Consider the following 14,513-nt stretch of genomic DNA (forward strand, 5'->3'; position numbering starts at 1 on the left):
CAATAAAATGAAAGTTATGAATAATGATGATGAATTGTTTTATAACTGGATTCACAGGGAATTTGAAAACTACATTCTTAATCCGCTGGCAAAATATTGGAAAAGTTTACTGAATAGTTTGATAAGCACAAACTCTGAATTGATGTCTGATTCACAGAAACAAGCTCAGCCCAAACTTTCAAAAAAAGCAATTCATAATAACTTTATAGATTTTCTCTCGGAGCAAAAGAAACATTACGATATTGGAATTAACTACGATTATCAGAAAAGTACAAGAAATTTCAATGTAAGTATCTCTTTAAAAAATCATTCAATTGCTGATGAAATAATTCTGATTACTTTTTACAAAGATGAAATCCATTTAGGTATCAGGCCTTGTGTGTCAATTAATTTTGAATTTGATTATTGTGATATTCAGCTTTTACAAAAAATCCTATTAGATATTTTTGAGATGTTTTTCTCCGGAAAACCAATGCAACAAGAACTCCTGTCCGAAATCGAAGAAATCAGAAAAAAGACTCATGGACTGACAAGAAAATCTATAGACATCACCACAAATGCTATTAAGTCCATTTATGATAATGAAAAAGCCAAAAATCCCCAGCTCGAGTTTTCAATTCAAAGCCACCTCTCATATACAGACATAGAAATCAATAAACGAAGCTTTACGATATTTCACAAAGATTTTATGGATAATCCCAAGAAGATTATAGAAGAACTGCACAAGCTGGAAGAGAAATGCAAAAATGACAGCAGGTAATTCCTACTGCCACTTCCTTATCTTTATGAAACAATGGTTAATCTGTCCACTCATCGCTCCAGACTAATTCATGACAAGAATAGAGATCTTCCATTACACGTAGAATCTTCTGGCGACATTCCTGAACCTGACGCTTCAATACTGGCCCCAGGTCATCAATGTAATCATTTAACCACTGTTCGGCGCGCTTGCTCATATTGCAACTAATCGCTTTTTTGAAGGTATCACTTGTGTTTTTAAGAGCAATCCCCAAATCATAATTAGAAATATCTCGCAGAATTTTTTGGATGCTTCTTCCATCAAAACGAACAATATCTTCAAAAGCCAGAAATGATTTATGAAATTCACGATTGAAACGTGTATATCCTTTTCTTTCTGCTAGTTTCTTTTCAATCTTATCACGTCCTTCATTTCCAAGTTTCTGAATGTCATTCATTACCCCACGTGGGAAACATTCCTTCTTATAAAAATTAAAAATGAAATTAGAAAAGTTACGAGCCAGTTCTCTTTCCATATAGTGCATTTTGTCATCTTCTGCATAACCACAAAACAGCTCTTTGCTATCATAGGTATTTCCATAAAATTCTTCCTGAGCTGCAACATCATCTATAATAGAGCGAAGAGTTTTACAGTCTTGCAAAATTGGTTCCTTAATTGTCTCATACAACTGTCTGCAAGCAGTTTCAAAGACCTTTCCAACACGCTCATCAAAATCTGTAAATGAATACTTTGCTTCTCCATTCTTACCATCTTTATGAAACTCAACCATATCGGGCCTCCTTAGAATTAACTTCTGAGGATAATGTACATAAATGATGTATCATTTAATGATATTTTAGGTATGAAAATTAAAAAACATTCCACTTTCATAATTGATTTCTTTACTGCTGAAATTCCACTGTGTTCTTTCATGCGGATTTTCAATAAAAGCTCTGAATGCTTCTGTATCACGAAGAAATTCGTTATATGTGATGTAAACTTGATAGGTCTTTTCTGGAACTCTGTTTCCATAATTTAAGCTTACTGGCTTTGTTAGATAGATTAAAGAATTGTCTCGATAATATTTTATTCCATGCAGTCTATAATTATTTTCCAATAGTGCTTTCATCGATGATTCTGCAATTTCGTAGGCCTTCTTATTTAATACGACTTCATCAGATACCTGAGGTGGGATATTTTCAAAGTCTTTCTTTGTCTTCTGAAATAATGTTTTTATAAAATTCATGATTTCTTTTCCTCATTAGAGTTCAAAAATCATATTTTAAAATATCAACATATCACTAAATGATATTCTCCCCTGCTATTATTTGTGGTATCAAGGAGGCTCGCTTATGGCAAACGAATTATCTGTTGAACGCCGCAAGGCTCAAATTATGGTTTCTTATGCAATGGACAATATTACAAAGGAAACACAGAAGGTTTTACAGGAATATTTGCAGGAAAAGCATTTTGAAAGTCTTGCAAAGATAATTGCTTATCTGGAGCTTGATTACACGAAAGCCGATGAGTTTCTGCAGGCTTATGATTACGATACCCGAGATAAAATCTTTGAGCTCTCCAGAAAATTTCATAAAACAGATGAAGCTGTTGTTGCTGAAGCAGACCATATTGTAAAAACTGCAGGAGTTTCCTGCGATGATGATTTTCAGATTATCAAAGAAAACCTCCCTGCCGGTGGAAGAGATTTTGCAAAAGATGCTGTTCATAATTTCCGAACAACAACACCTGTTTTAAAACAAAAACTTGATAAATGTCTTTTTGAAATTAAAGACATTGTTTACCTTCGCGACCTTGATATTCAGAAGCTTTTGCGTGATATGGATCAGCGACAAATTGCAACAATCCTTAGATATGAATCAGAAGAGGTCCAGAATAAAATATTCCGCAACATGTCAGAACGAGCTGCAAAAATGCTCAAAGACGATATTGAAATGATGGGTTTTATCTCTCAGAGCAGACTTGATGCCTGCCGTGCAAGAATGATCAATACCATTCTAAGACTCGAAGCTTCCGGAGATATTGAAATCTTTACAAAAGAAAATTTTGGTGAGTTGTAATCATATATGGATTTTTATGACATAACAAATAATGCAATTGCTACCGGTGGAACACAGCCGATTGGTACAAAAAAGGTAAAAACTGATAACGCCAAGAAAGCAAAGTCTTCCGGTGCAGCGTTTGTATCAAAACTCAGAGAAGAAATAGAAACTGAAGTTCGCGCAGAATATGAAAGCCGTCTGGCCGAAATCTTATTGAATGGTCAAATGCCTTCTCCACCTCCAGTATTATCCCGTGAGGAATACATATCCAAGCAACTTGAAATCATCAGGAAGCAATATAACCATATGCTTTGTCTTTGTGATACTTATCCAGAATTATCAGACATATTTACAGAATTGCCCGTTGCCAGAAGACTATATGAACAGTGATTGATTTTGTATAATCAGAGATGGGATATGTTTAAGAAAAAAACTTCCGAAAAGAAAACCTCCTCCCCCAAAAAGCCTGCCAGAACTAAAACTCAGACTAAGGAAATCGCAGACTATATAAAACAAAAACAGGCCACTGAACCTGAATACCAGTACATCGCAAATGAAGATCACTACGAGAAAGTAATAGAAAAAATCAAAGACTGTAAAAAGACTCTCTGGATTGGCACAGCCGATATAAAAGACCTTTACGTAAAAGATGGCCGTGGCACTAAACCTCTACTAGAAGTTCTTTCTAATCTTGCAAAACGAGGAGTTGCAATCCGCCTCATTCATGCAAAAGAACCGGGGCCTGCTTTCCGAGAAGACTTTGACAAATACCCTGCCCTAATCGAAGGCCTTGAAAGAGTTCTTTGTCCCCGTGTTCATTTTAAGATTATTATTTTTGATTTAAAAACAGCCTACGTTGGTTCTGCAAATCTCACCGGTGCCGGCCTCGGTATGAAAGGCGAAAATACCCGCAATTTCGAAGCCGGGGTTTTGAGCAGCAACAAAGATTTCATAAAAAATGCCGCTACCCAATTCGATGAAGTCTGGATGGGTGCCCACTGCAAAAGCTGCAAAAGAAAACAGTTCTGCAGCGATCCGATTGTATAAAAAATCCACATATTTATTAAATATTTTTTCAGCCTATCTCATCGTGATAGTCTGCCTGTCGTATATTAATCATATAAATACGAAGGAGGCTATACTTATGAAAAATGAATTATCTGCAGAACAGAAGGCTCAGACTATTGTTGAAACCACAATGGGAGATATTACCAGGGCAACCCGCAAAGTTCTTATGGATTATGTCAGTAAAATGTATGTTGTAAGCTTTGCAAAGGTTATTGCCTATCTCGGGCAAGAATCAGAAGAATCACTCGACCTTTTGAACAACATGGATGCCGATACCCGCCGCCAGGTAGAGGCCTTTGCAAAAGGCTATCAAAAATCAGATGCCAAGGTCATTTCAGAAGTTGAGCATATTGTCACTGCTAATGGAATGAACCTTGATGATGACTACAAAAAGTTGAAAGAAAACCTGATTCTTTCCGGCCAGCAGTTTACTGAAAAAGCAATACGCAATTTCCGCAGCGAGACTCCAATTTTCCAGAAAAAACTCAACAACTGCATTTTTGCATTTGAAGACATTATCAACCTCGATGACCGTGCAATTCAAAAGACTCTCCGCGACGTAGATCAGCAGGAATTAGCGAAAGCTCTCAGGGGAGCTTCACCCGATATCCAGGATAAGTTCTTCCGCAACCTGCCAGTCCGTTATGCAACAATGCTAAAAGAAGACATGGAATTTATGGGTCCTGTGATCATAACCGATGTCAAAAAAGCCCAGGCAAGAATCGTCCAGATTATCCTCCAGCTCGAAGCAAAAGGCGAGATTGTAATCATTGCAAAGCATGAAATTAGCAAACTGCTGGTTTAGTTATTAAAAAATTATGGTAATACAGGAACTTTTCATTGATCAATCTACCTACAATCCATTATTTTCTTCATCGGCAAAGGTAAATTTTCAAAGCAACCTGATTCAGGTATAAACCGCAGTTTAAATCCTCCTGTATCACCATAATTGTTTTTTACAATATCTAGATGTGCAAAATAAAATATTGGATTTTCACTATAATTTCTTTTTCTGTCTAAAAGAAGAATGACATCAGAATTATCAATTATACTAGAATGACAAATCCCCCTCATACTGATATGTTCAGGTGTTCTTGAGACTTGACAAGCTAACACAATTGGAATATTTAGTTCTCTAGCTAAGCCTTTAAGCTTAGTCATTACCTCAGTACAAAAATCCTCAATAGAAGGATTTTCCTCATTGATAGTAATTAAGCCCAAGTAATCTAAATATATTATTTCTATTCCTTCTTCTTTTACTAATTTCCTCGACATATTACAAATATCATTGATATTATTATTTTCAGTGTCATCAATAATAATTGGTAAATCTTCTACTTGCGATAAGAACATGTTATAAATTTTTAATTCTTCTTCTTCAAGTTTTTGCAGAAGAATTTTCCAAGTGGAAATACCAGATAAAGAAACTACAATACTCATTTGAAATAAGGGCTTTGGTATTTCAAGACTAAATAATAAACTTTTAATTCCTTTCTCTATTGTTACTTTCTTGATTAGAGTCCGTATTAATGAACTTTTTCCAATAGTCGGTCTTGATCCAATAAGCAATATTTCGCCAGGATATAATCCGCCAATAATTTTGTCTAAATCTGTGAGTTCTGTTTTAATTGGAGTTTCGTCCATTAAGTCCTCCGTCTATCTATAAGAATAGACGGAGCTGCTATCATGTAATGATATTGATCAAATTATGAATCCATTTCTTCTTCAAGATATTCTCTTAAGTTTATATCCGCTTTTGATTTTTCTGAGAAATGAACAGCATTATGTTGGCTTCTAGTTAATAAAACAAGATTATCTGGTCTACAGTCATAACCATCATTGATCTTATGATGCACATCATATCCATCATCTAATTTCTTTCCAAGAAATCCCATCGCAATTAATTTGTATACTTCAATATTATGATCAAGGTTATAATCTCCATTTGGATCCAACTTTAAATAACCATTGTTATTAAAGTCATCTTGGAAAATAATCGTATATTTTCCGTCAACTTTGAATGCAACACGTCCTAAGGAACTAACTGCATATTTGGTATAACCGGGATTCGAAAGACATCTCCATTCTTCTTCGTTTGTCGATTGTAATTTATCGAGTTTTTTTCCAGCCTCTAGATTATAGATTGCAGAAGCTTTTTCTTTTGAGAACTGATATTTTGTCTGTTCTTTTGAAATCTTATTGATATATTCTTCTTGAGTTTGTCCTCTATGCCAAGTTTCCTTCCATAGTTTTTCATAATCATCTATAAATTCTTCATTACTATATTTTGCTTTCCGATATTTCGGAAATTCTATATTTTCAAATTGTTCATTCAAACAATCTAATATGACAGGTTCAGCAAAGTCATAAATATTCTTCGTTTTCATCTGAATAAACAAACTGCTTTTCTCACCACGATGAATTGTCTCAATTTCCTGAACATTAAGAATAGGTGTGAAAACAATAAAGAATTGGATTTTTTCTTTTTTGAAGAATAAGTACTTCAATGCAAATTCATGTAGTTTTTTAGCAACTTCTATCTGATGTAATTTTGATTCTTCACTAAATACATCATAAAAAAGTTGATATACTAAAATTGGATGTTCTGTATCATAACAAGCAGAGGCTGTTCTATGAAGGAACTGATAAACAACATTTTTATTTATATCTGCTTCCATCCATTTAGAAGAATCACAATAATCTTTTATATATGAAAGCCAGCCTTTTAAAACATTTGGTTTTTGTGAATTTTCTGATCCATTTTTTAACCATTCAGAAATTGTTTCATATAAATCTTCAGTGAACTTACCTTCCACTGCTATTTGAAATCTATCACTTCGAATCATCAAATCTGTCATTGAAGGTTTCCCGACTTTTTTTTCTCCATTCTTGGAATAAACAGGATATTCGAATATTTTTTCGGCTTCTGTATATTCTTCTTCTGAAATACCAATTTTCTGAACTATACGCTTAATTAACTGCTTATTCTTTGGCATCCAAAATTCCGCCAAAGGAATTGATGATGTCTTACAAGAATGAACTTCGGTATTTGAGAAACAATCCAATACCTTTTCAAAAGTGCTTTCTTTAGATGTAAAATAATATTTTTCCATAATTTTAACTCCTATTTTAATTTACTCATCCCTCTAACATTCTTTTTCCACTCATCCACAAGCCACTCCGGCTCGAGAGGTTGCACGTACATGCCGTGGCTCAGGACCCAGCCAAGCAACGGATAATCCTGATTTGTGGTAAAAGTCATAATTGTGCTACCGTCACTCTGAGCTTCGAACTTCTGGTCTTCGGCCCAGTTGTAGGTTTTTATGTAATTGAGAGTTTGTTCCGAAGTGATTCTGAGCTTGCAGTTAAGTAACTTCGGCCCTATGTAACGGCGGAAGTTTCCTTTTGCTCGTTTGGTGTATTCAAAATCTGGAGGAAGTTCGAATGTGTTTTTCTTATCAATTTCCAGGTCGTGGATTCCCGGCAAATTGTAAAAACGGATTTCTTTGATATCCGGCATCTGGTTGTATGCATAAAGACTCCACATGCCTTCGCTGTAAATTAGTTGCCACGGCTGAACAACAAATACCCTTGCATAATTAAGATACTTAAAGCGTATGTAGTTATTCTTTGACATTGCCTCTTCAAGCTTAGTCCAGATTTCATCATCAACTTTTACCGGATCCATTCCAAGAAACAAAATACGGTTCGAAAGCTTCTTTGAATTGAGTTTTGAGTCTTCATCAATATTGTCAGAAAGAGAATTGAAAACTTCGATTGCTTTTTTATATACCGGCGTATTCTTTATGAGATTCAGAAGATTGGACATCAGTTGTGCTGCAACAATCTGTTTTTCAGATGTAAGCATTGCTGGAATTCTGAATGAAGGCTGTGTGTAATAAAACCCCTTTCTGATTCTGTCATAATGTAAGATATCATCCGCCCCAAACTTCAGGCGTAAATCCCGCAGGTCGCGATTTATTGTTGGAATGGAAGCTTCTGTTACTCTTGCAAAATCTTCTACACTCGGATATCCTCCTTGTGAAATCATTTGATCAATCTTCAAGATTCGTTCGAGTCCGTTCAAATACTGTTTCTTTACCTTTTCTTTTGCCATTTGCTGCTCCTATTTACAGCTACTATATTATACACCCAGACTATCAAGATTTGATAGTCTAATAATTATTTTTGAAATTTTTCCTCAAAGAATTCAGGCTTATATTTTCTCTCCCGACACCAGAAATTCCATTTTCTCTTCTTATATGGAGCCTTTATAAAATCTTTAAAAGCATTAGGATTTCTCAGAAATTCATTAAAGGATATAACAATATAAAACATTGATTTTTTTTGATTTTTTGTTGTTACAGAATCTGAGTCTTCTTTTTTTCTCAAATAAAGCTCAACCACAGTTGTATCAGATCTAAAACCATATTCCATTCCTATTTTCTGGTAATTCTTTTCTAACATGGTTTTCATTGAGGTATATGCAATTTCATAGAGCCGCAAATTGATTTCAAATTCCTTGCAATATATTTCACTGTCGCTTATCAATTCTTTGAAAATGGCCTTTATAAGCTCCCTCACTAAATTCAAAACCTTTTCTGCTTCATCTATTCTGAGGCTTTCAATTGATCCTGGAGTACATACATAAATTAATCCATCCTTTCTTGAAACAAAAATAAAGAAACAAAATTCTATGTTATATTTTCTTAATTCAGTCCCAAGATAATATTCTACAGTCTGGTATGACTCGTTATAAGATTTCTCAAATCTCATCTTCTTAAAATCGGGTATAACTGCAAATCCTTCTTCTAAAATTTTTTCTACATCAGCTGAATTATTCTTTAAGTATTTGAGTTCATTCTCTCTAAACCGTTTTAATGCCGTATTAAAAATAGTTCTTTTTAATTGATTAATTTTGAAATCTATATCATCTCTTAATCTTATTTGAAAAATCTTTTCTTTGCGCTTTTTAATTTTTTCCAAATTTGTATAAATTATTGCAACATAAGAATAATATTTTGTTGGAAGAAGTTCCCCTTTCTCTACGTTTTCAAACAAGTCTCGAGTAACAAGGCTATTATCTATACAGGGAATCTTCGCTGTTCCCAAATACTTATAAAGACAATTACTTAAAGTTGCAGCTTCTTTACATGTAATACAAGGTGCATCAACCTCCGATGAATCATAATGCAAACCTATAAATTGTTCTGTTCCATTTCGGAGAATAACATCACTTTTACTAAGTGTTGTAAGAAGATGATAAAAATAATATTCAGGAATATTAGGCTTTTGTTTCATCAAAGGAAAAATCTCCTTCTACTTTTATAGGATATGCATCTTTCAATGTATAAAGCTCCAAGTCAGAAATAACCCGCACTCCTGGCATGTTATGATGTAATGATTGTGCTAACAAGATTCTTGCAGATGAAGCACATACTAATACAGGATGAAGGTTCTTTTTTTGTATAAGCAGCATTGCTTCATTAAATGCCTTCGTAAATTTCTTGCTGCTAAGCTCATCCATTGTACAATAAGGTATTTCAACCCTAGAATCCGGATAATATGCATGATCTTCGATAAACTTATTCACACTTGGAGAAACTTTTATTAAATGTAGCGATTTATCTTCTTCCAAATAATTACTGATAATCGAAAGTGCTAACCTTTGCCGTATTTTTTCTGCAAGTTCATAGGGCTTTAGTTTTTCTGGAAGATAATCAGCAATTGTTTCCAGGATAGTATTCATGTCTCTTATAGAAACTTCTTCATCAAGGAGCTGATTCAGAACTAATTTAAAATCAGATACAAGAAAGAGTTTCATAAAAAAAACATCTGATACAACATCGGGATTTGTTTTTCGAACCTTTTCGACAAGTTTATTGACCATGCTCTGATCCAGAAACTTTGTAAGATTCTTTCTGATGATTTCATAAAGATGATTTTTTATAACAACATGCCATTCTGGAGTCACATATCCTTGAAAGTAAGCCTCCATGTGCTTTGATTCATGAATTATTACAGCGTCCAAGCCAAAAATAGGATCCTTTATCTTCTCGCCAGATATTTCTTCCGTAACATAGCCTGTATCCATACACATAACATAATGAGGATCACACTTTTTATAGCCACCAACTTCAACACCATGCAGAAAGATTTTATATTCATACGGTTCAAGACACATATTATCCCGCACATGTACACTTGGCAGAGGTAAGCCATATTCTCCATCAATTTGATTACGTACATATGTAATATCTTCCAACAAAGGCGCATTATTCCCCTCTTTATCAACTAAAGGAATTAATCCGTAACCAAGCTGTATTTCAAGCGGACTCGGTTGCTCTCCGAAATTAGTGTAACATCGTTCATCATAAATTTTAGGTTTTCTACGTCTTCCTGCCATCTCATTCTCCCCTTTATGCCAAGCCTCACCGGAGTTTATTCTTGTGGAACGAGAGGTCAAGGCACGCTCCGCTTAAAAGCCTTGACTCACTCGTTCCACAAGACTATCTGTTTTTCAGGCTTGGAATAAAAGTTGCTTTATTAAATCGCAAATCTTTAATCCAATGGTTTGCATTGTCATACTCAGCTTTACATGTAAGAATCCAGAGAATCTGCTTGTTCTTTTTGATTTTTGGTACAGCAGCATATCCATCCGTAAACATAATCAGGCCCTGGTATTCTTCATGATTTTCGTAATAGTCTATAACACTCTGGAAATCTGTCCCGCCGCGTCCTATAACTTTAATTGAGCGTCTGGCTTTTTTAAGTTCAAACTCCTGTTTGATTTCTGTATCAAATGCAAGAACCTTAATAGTCTCAACTCCGTAGCTGAAAAATCGGTTTATGATCGAAAAGAAATTCTGTAAATCTTCAGATTGAATTGAACCACTAACATCTACCGCAACAAGCAGATGTGTTTTTGGTTCAAACTGACTTCCCATGAACTCAAAGCCATATCGGCGGTTAGGCTTCATGCGGGTAAGTTTTCTGCGCTGGCTGATTATACTTGCACGAAACTGAGATAGGATCCGGCGGTAGTCCATCGGAATTTTTAGAGAGGCTGTAACTGTTTCCTGAAACTGTCCTGTTACACTACCCCACTGATTAGTCTTCTGGGCTTTCTCAATTTCCATATTTACTTTATCAGCCATCTCTTCGTCTTCATCCCAAAATTCAGAACAAGATGCTGCAGCCTCATATTCCCAGATTTCATCTTTTTTCAGAGACGGGCTGAGATGAATTTTTTGCTGAGAGTCTTCCCCTCCTTTACCACTTTTACAACCAGAGCTAGGCAAGTCTTTGTAATCTCCCTCTGGAGTAACATCCGGGCAAATCAAAGTAAGTTTTCTGTAATATTCTTCATAACTCAGCTGTCCCTCAAAATTATAATGAGCTGCATTATGGAGTTTTTCATTCTGAAAACAGTGCTCACGGATTGTAACGTCACTGGCTGTAGTAAGGGCTGACCTGTTCGGATAAGGAGGCACTCGCTGATAGGGATGCTTTAAAAGGATACGGGTAACTTCGGTTTTTAGCCCCATTTCAATTTCTTCGTCAGATGCTTTTTTTAGTAGAACAGGATTGTATTCAATGCGACGTTTCCCGGTTCGGAAAGGACACTTTATTTCTGTATTCTCTTCCAGTTTGTGAGTACAGTACACATTGAATAAAAGCGGTTCATACAAAAACCACTTGTCTACAACCCTACTGATTGTTTCCCTTACATCGGTCATTATTTAATCTCCGCTACAAACTTTGTCATCTTTGAATAAAGATCCGGACACTCGCTGATAATGAACACAAGCGCATTCGGATACATTGTTCCGCTGAACATATTTGCAAAATGTGCCATCGCTTCACGTAGTTTTTTCTGTTCGAGATAAGAAAAATAAGAAGCAAGATTTTCGGCCATTATTACCTTATCACCCTCTGCATATTTTTCACTTTCAAGATATACAAAGATTCCATCATTGATTGTTGCAAACTGAGGAGTCTTATAAGATTCAAGTTTGAGTCTGCTCATTTCAAAGTTATCGAGCAAAAGCTCTTTTGCAGTGAGAATGTGATTCTTATCCAGGAACTCAATGAAACGGTTTGCAGCAACTCCACCCACAATTCCAGCGATCATACTTTTGTGACTCTGCTTCAAAACAGGCTTGTCTTTTATGATTTCTGAAACACGCACCCAGCCACGACGGTCCGGAGTTTTTTCAAGATTATCAAGTTCTTCAATTGATGACTGATTATCCAGAGCTTTCGGATTTGCAGAAATGTAATCTATAATGCGATCATCAACGCCGTTCTTGTTAGCCCACAAAAGCCAGTCCTGAACGCTCGGAACAAACTCGTAAATGTTAAAGCGAGAAACAAGGGCCGGGTCCAGGTCTGTAAGCTGATATTCTTCACCATTGTTAACGGCAGAAATAATACGACTGCCTGCAGGGAGAGAACGGCCCGCAAGTTTACGATTCAAGGCAAGATCCATGATTGTCTGCAATACTTCCGGGCGTGCACGATTCAACTCATCAAGGAAGAGAACAACCGGTGTATCATCTGTTGGAAACCAGTAAGGAGGCATAAACTCTGTATGACCTGTCACTTCGTTTTTATGAGGAATACCGATAAGGTCGCCCGGGTCACTCATCTGGCCTAAAAACAATGACACAACCTTGCAGCCCTTTGCAGTATAAAACTTCTCCAATATCTGAGACTTTCCGATTCCGTGCTTTCCCATAAGCATAATATTCTGAGTACTTGGAGTTTCTTCCAATATCTCCAAAAGCAAATTACCATCAATTCTTACTGACATATTTCTAATCCTCCATTCATTTTCTATAATTTAATCACATGCAGATATCATTTAGTGATAGGCTTAAAATTGTTTTCAAATAAATTAGTTAATACTTCCGGATTCTCAAAAAAGTCTTTGTGATAAATCCGGACAACTTTTCCATTTTTCAAAAATGACGAATACAAAGCTTTCTGTACAAACGATGCATGGTCGCTTTTGTCATTTTGAAAATAAAGAGCCCGGATTGAAGACCTGGCTATCTCTATAGATTTTGAATTAATCTTTTTCGAACACTCTTCTATATGCTTTGTTTCTGTGGCTAAGGCTTCAAACTTTTCTTTTTCACTGTTGAAAATCACATCAAACAATTTCACAATGATATTTGTAACCAGCACATATTCTTCAAGCATGAATTGTTTTAATAGTGGATCATATGGAAAAATCCTCAGAGTAATATCCTTATTACAAATCACAATAGAAAGCTCATCTGCTTTCGTTTTCTTTTTTCGATCAAAAAAGATTCTTAAAATAAATTCTGTCCTGCTAGGTCCGTTTGTCTCTGTTACAGAAATTCCGTATTTTTTGCAAAGCTCTGAAAAATTTCTTCGACAGTAATCAGACACATCTCCCACACTAAGATTTACTGGAACCATAAAATATCCATATTGATAGGTGTAGTTCTTGAATAAAGCCTTAAACGTATTATTCCAGTATTCCCCATGAATGTGGTTTATGAGCTCTGTTTTCTCACGGTCTAAAATCGAGGCCAATTCTCTTTCGCTTTTCATTCCGTTTCCTTCCTGCAATAAAGTTTGTCTTCGATTTCCATTTCATGAGGAGTCTTAAAAAGCTTGAGTACGTCCGAGGAATCTATGCTGAAAGGCTTATGATAAATCTGGATGTGATACTTTTCGTCTTTCGAAATCCGGGCAATAATATCGCTCTTCAAACGATTCTGATTGATTTTATAATCCAGACATTTCTCTCTTAGTACTGAATTACATAGAGCCAGAATTGAAGCTTTTACGATGTCAGCGGTTTTTAGATTCAGATAAAACTTGTCACGGACTTCCTCTGTCTTTTCTATAAGAGGTTTTATATCAATGTTGATATAATCCTGTATCCATTTCAAACCTCGCTCCCAATCGGATGCAGCAAAACTTCTGGAATTGATATGAGGAACAGAAACTGTAAAATCATTCGTCTTCTTGTCTATTCCGACATAAATCGGAAAAGGAACAATCGAAATGTAATAGTGGTTGTTATGAGAGTATGCCGAATATTTAAGGCCGCTTTTCTTTGCAATAGATTTTATGCCTTTCTTCAACTGAGAAAGAACATCTGTAGAGGATTCATTCAGTGGCTTATATTCTTCCTGAAGAATACAAAGCTGAAAATAAGCCTGTTTCCAGAATTCACCCGAAATCTGATAAATTAATTCATTGAGTTCCGTGCATGGTTCATCGTTCTCATTCATGAGACCAATATAACTAGCCGGGCTATCATATAATGATATTTGCTAAAAAAAGTTTCGATAGTATCGCTCGGCAAGTTTTTCACCAAAGGCCGCTGCCAACTTTGACATAACGTTTTCTTTTGAATAATTGGTCTGTGTACCTTCCTGGGTTTTGATACTCAAAGAAAAAGGCTTCTCCCGATCTATCATCTCAGGAGAAGCCACAAGGCACCGGGCTTTTTTGTCAGATTTGCAAGTTAAGCCTCCATCAAACTTTTTCAAATCTATAGACAGGAGCGGGATACCCCCGCAGGCGCTACTCTGTCATGAGTTCGCATTTTCTGCTGCATGTGCCTTTTGTTATCAAGATGCAAATTAGCTCTCATAGATTAC

16 protein-coding genes are annotated in these 14,513 nt (G+C 35.7%); 5 read left to right on the forward strand and 11 right to left on the reverse strand.

All coding sequences use genetic code 11. The features are described 5' to 3' along the window. Nucleotides 1-16: 16 nt before the first annotated feature. Nucleotides 17-760: a hypothetical protein gene (locus tag G626_RS0107330; RefSeq protein ID WP_156003250.1), complete on the forward strand. Its 744-nt coding sequence runs from the start codon at nucleotides 17-19 to the stop codon at nucleotides 758-760. 37 nt (nucleotides 761-797) lie between these two features. Here G626_RS0107330 and G626_RS0107335 read toward each other — a convergent pair whose 3' ends face one another. Together G626_RS0107335 and G626_RS0107340 are read right to left on the reverse strand one after the other, a co-directional pair. Further along, complete coding sequence (locus tag G626_RS0107335) at nucleotides 798-1,529, reverse strand: FliG C-terminal domain-containing protein (protein ID WP_022932140.1); 732 nt, start codon at nucleotides 1,527-1,529, stop codon at nucleotides 798-800. A 66-nt stretch (nucleotides 1,530-1,595) separates the two neighbouring features. Continuing rightward, nucleotides 1,596-1,985: a hypothetical protein gene (locus tag G626_RS0107340; RefSeq protein ID WP_022932141.1), complete on the reverse strand. Its 390-nt coding sequence runs from the start codon at nucleotides 1,983-1,985 to the stop codon at nucleotides 1,596-1,598. 106 nt (nucleotides 1,986-2,091) lie between these two features. Here G626_RS0107340 and G626_RS0107345 point away from each other — a divergent pair, with 106 nt between their 5' ends. From G626_RS0107345 to G626_RS0107360, 4 genes are all read left to right on the forward strand, one after another. Then, the gene (locus G626_RS0107345; RefSeq protein ID WP_022932142.1) at nucleotides 2,092-2,817 is read left to right on the forward strand and encodes a FliG C-terminal domain-containing protein; all 726 of its coding nucleotides are present in this window, start codon (nucleotides 2,092-2,094) and stop codon (nucleotides 2,815-2,817) included. Nucleotides 2,818-2,823: 6 nt separating this feature from the next. Further along, nucleotides 2,824-3,189, forward strand: coding sequence for a hypothetical protein (locus G626_RS0107350; protein ID WP_022932143.1), 366 nt, complete (start codon nucleotides 2,824-2,826; stop codon nucleotides 3,187-3,189). Between the two features lie 27 nt (nucleotides 3,190-3,216). Further along, nucleotides 3,217-3,846: a phospholipase D-like domain-containing protein gene (locus G626_RS0107355; protein ID WP_022932144.1), complete on the forward strand. Its 630-nt coding sequence runs from the start codon at nucleotides 3,217-3,219 to the stop codon at nucleotides 3,844-3,846. Nucleotides 3,847-3,943: 97 nt separating this feature from the next. Beyond that, on the forward strand, nucleotides 3,944-4,672 hold the full coding sequence (locus tag G626_RS0107360; protein WP_022932145.1) for a FliG C-terminal domain-containing protein: 729 nt from the start codon (nucleotides 3,944-3,946) through the stop codon (nucleotides 4,670-4,672). A 44-nt stretch (nucleotides 4,673-4,716) separates the two neighbouring features. On the opposite strand, the gene G626_RS0107365 is transcribed toward G626_RS0107360, so the two are convergent. The 9 genes from G626_RS0107365 to G626_RS0107405 all read right to left on the reverse strand — a co-directional run bounded on the left by G626_RS0107365 (nucleotide 4,717) and on the right by G626_RS0107405 (nucleotide 14,141). Then, nucleotides 4,717-5,511 (reverse strand): DnaB-like helicase C-terminal domain-containing protein, encoded by a 795-nt coding sequence (locus G626_RS0107365; protein WP_022932146.1) that lies wholly within the window; start codon nucleotides 5,509-5,511, stop codon nucleotides 4,717-4,719. 62 nt (nucleotides 5,512-5,573) lie between these two features. Next, complete coding sequence (locus G626_RS0107370) at nucleotides 5,574-6,980, reverse strand: DUF6946 family protein (protein ID WP_022932147.1); 1,407 nt, start codon at nucleotides 6,978-6,980, stop codon at nucleotides 5,574-5,576. 11 nt (nucleotides 6,981-6,991) lie between these two features. Next, nucleotides 6,992-7,984: a helix-turn-helix transcriptional regulator gene (locus G626_RS0107375; protein ID WP_022932148.1), complete on the reverse strand. Its 993-nt coding sequence runs from the start codon at nucleotides 7,982-7,984 to the stop codon at nucleotides 6,992-6,994. 65 nt (nucleotides 7,985-8,049) lie between these two features. Beyond that, nucleotides 8,050-9,168, reverse strand: coding sequence for an EscU/YscU/HrcU family type III secretion system export apparatus switch protein (locus G626_RS0107380; RefSeq protein ID WP_022932149.1), 1,119 nt, complete (start codon nucleotides 9,166-9,168; stop codon nucleotides 8,050-8,052). Continuing rightward, complete coding sequence (locus G626_RS0107385) at nucleotides 9,152-10,273, reverse strand: FHIPEP family type III secretion protein (RefSeq protein WP_022932150.1); 1,122 nt, start codon at nucleotides 10,271-10,273, stop codon at nucleotides 9,152-9,154. Before G626_RS0107385 ends, G626_RS0107380 begins: the two co-directional genes overlap by 17 nt. A gap of 103 nt (nucleotides 10,274-10,376) precedes the next feature. After that, a complete protein-coding gene (locus tag G626_RS0107390) occupies nucleotides 10,377-11,606 on the reverse strand; it encodes a VWA-like domain-containing protein (RefSeq protein WP_022932151.1) in 1,230 nt (409 codons plus the stop codon). Then, nucleotides 11,606-12,682 carry an AAA family ATPase gene (locus G626_RS0107395; protein WP_022932152.1) on the reverse strand — a complete coding sequence of 359 codons (1,077 nt, stop codon included), beginning with the start codon at nucleotides 12,680-12,682 and terminating at the stop codon, nucleotides 11,606-11,608. Before G626_RS0107395 ends, G626_RS0107390 begins: the two co-directional genes overlap by 1 nt. Nucleotides 12,683-12,729: 47 nt before the next feature. Next, nucleotides 12,730-13,452, reverse strand: a complete 723-nt coding sequence (locus G626_RS0107400; RefSeq protein ID WP_022932153.1) for a hypothetical protein — start codon at nucleotides 13,450-13,452, stop codon at nucleotides 12,730-12,732. Next, on the reverse strand, nucleotides 13,449-14,141 hold the full coding sequence (locus tag G626_RS0107405; RefSeq protein WP_022932154.1) for a hypothetical protein: 693 nt from the start codon (nucleotides 14,139-14,141) through the stop codon (nucleotides 13,449-13,451). The genes G626_RS0107400 and G626_RS0107405 overlap by 4 nt, the downstream gene beginning before the upstream one ends. Between the last annotated feature and the right edge of the window lie 372 nt (nucleotides 14,142-14,513).

The organism is Treponema bryantii NK4A124, assembly GCF_000421345.1.
GTDB lineage: Bacteria > Spirochaetota > Spirochaetia > Treponematales > Treponemataceae > Treponema_D > Treponema_D bryantii_B.

Coding starts and splice junctions, on each gene's coding strand:
- G626_RS0107335 (WP_022932140.1), bottom strand. CDS start 1,529: ATGGTTGAGTTTCATAAAGATGGTAAGAATGGAGAAGCAAAGTATTCA.
- G626_RS0107355 (WP_022932144.1), top strand. CDS start 3,217: ATGTTTAAGAAAAAAACTTCCGAAAAGAAAACCTCCTCCCCCAAAAAG.
- G626_RS0107390 (WP_022932151.1), bottom strand. CDS start 11,606: ATGACCGATGTAAGGGAAACAATCAGTAGGGTTGTAGACAAGTGGTTT.
- G626_RS0107365 (WP_022932146.1), bottom strand. CDS start 5,511: ATGGACGAAACTCCAATTAAAACAGAACTCACAGATTTAGACAAAATT.
- G626_RS0107395 (WP_022932152.1), bottom strand. CDS start 12,682: ATGTCAGTAAGAATTGATGGTAATTTGCTTTTGGAGATATTGGAAGAA.
- G626_RS0107405 (WP_022932154.1), bottom strand. CDS start 14,141: ATGAATGAGAACGATGAACCATGCACGGAACTCAATGAATTAATTTAT.
- G626_RS0107340 (WP_022932141.1), bottom strand. CDS start 1,985: ATGAATTTTATAAAAACATTATTTCAGAAGACAAAGAAAGACTTTGAA.
- G626_RS0107360 (WP_022932145.1), top strand. CDS start 3,944: ATGAAAAATGAATTATCTGCAGAACAGAAGGCTCAGACTATTGTTGAA.
- G626_RS0107345 (WP_022932142.1), top strand. CDS start 2,092: ATGGCAAACGAATTATCTGTTGAACGCCGCAAGGCTCAAATTATGGTT.
- G626_RS0107370 (WP_022932147.1), bottom strand. CDS start 6,980: ATGGAAAAATATTATTTTACATCTAAAGAAAGCACTTTTGAAAAGGTA.
- G626_RS0107350 (WP_022932143.1), top strand. CDS start 2,824: ATGGATTTTTATGACATAACAAATAATGCAATTGCTACCGGTGGAACA.
- G626_RS0107330 (WP_156003250.1), top strand. CDS start 17: ATGAATAATGATGATGAATTGTTTTATAACTGGATTCACAGGGAATTT.
- G626_RS0107400 (WP_022932153.1), bottom strand. CDS start 13,452: ATGAAAAGCGAAAGAGAATTGGCCTCGATTTTAGACCGTGAGAAAACA.
- G626_RS0107375 (WP_022932148.1), bottom strand. CDS start 7,984: ATGGCAAAAGAAAAGGTAAAGAAACAGTATTTGAACGGACTCGAACGA.
- G626_RS0107385 (WP_022932150.1), bottom strand. CDS start 10,273: ATGGCAGGAAGACGTAGAAAACCTAAAATTTATGATGAACGATGTTAC.
- G626_RS0107380 (WP_022932149.1), bottom strand. CDS start 9,168: ATGAAACAAAAGCCTAATATTCCTGAATATTATTTTTATCATCTTCTT.